The organism is Albidovulum sediminicola (assembly GCF_025751575.1).
GTDB classification, from domain to species: Bacteria; Pseudomonadota; Alphaproteobacteria; order Rhodobacterales; family Rhodobacteraceae; genus Albidovulum; species Albidovulum sediminicola.
On the sequence record NZ_JAOWLA010000064.1, the window covers coordinates 1 to 953 of the forward strand.

Consider the following 953-nt stretch of genomic DNA (forward strand, 5'->3'; position numbering starts at 1 on the left):
CCCGGGCGAAGATCGTCTTCAGCATCGTCGCCACCGCCGTGCGCTGCTGTGCCGGGGCATGGGCCAGGGCGTTGCGCATCCAGTGGATGCGGCACCGTTGGTGAGGGGCATTGAAGACGCGACGCGCGGCGACCCGGAGACCCTTTTGATCGTCCGCAATGACCAGCGTCCCCCCGCGCAGGCCCCGGCCAGCAAGGCTGCGCAGGACGTCGGTCCAGAATGTCTCCGCCTCCGGGGGGGGCGGTCGCAACGCCCAGAACCTCGCGTTTGCCGTCCTCGTTGACGGCCACCGCGAGTATCACCGCCTTGCTGATGATGCGCCCGCCCTCCCGGAGCTTGAGGTGCGCGGCGTCGAGCCAGAGGTAGGGCCACGCCCCTTCCAGCGGCCGGGACAGGAAGGCATCGACCCGTTCATCGATCTCCATGCACAACCGGCTGACCTGGCTCTTCGACATGCCAGCGGCGCCCAGGGTTTTCACCAGCCCATCGACCGAGCGGGTCGAGATGCCGTGGACGCAGGCCTCCTGGATCACCGCAACCAACGCCTTCCCGGCCGTCCGCCGGGGCTCCAGGAAGCCGGGGAATAGCTGCCCTTCCACGGGCTTCGGGACCTCGAGCGCGATCCGGCCGGCACGCGTAACCCAATCCCGGTCTCGGCAACCGGTCCGTTGGGCCTCCCGCATCGGCGCGCGCGCCTTTGGCCGCGCCGGTCCGCGCCTCAATCCCGGCCTCCATGATGCGCTCGGCCGCGAAGGCCAGCATCTCGCGCACGAGATCGCCATCGGCCTGCGTCTCAACCAGATCAATCAGCGCCATTCCTTCGCCGGTCATCGTCATCGCCGTCTCAGGTTTCAGGTTGCGCAACCCAAACCTGCTCCGAAGATCGACAGTGACCGCCAGCCTCGCACACCGCGTCGCTGGCCGCCTCCGACACCATGGGCTGCGGCACTATC

Annotated in this window: 1 pseudogene; it reads right to left on the reverse strand. The window is 68.6% G+C overall.

Features of this window, described 5'->3' with window-relative positions:
* Positions 1-831 (reverse strand): annotated as a pseudogene (locus OE647_RS20105) (IS256 family transposase); the annotation flags it as partial.
* Between the last annotated feature and the right edge of the window lie 122 nt (positions 832-953).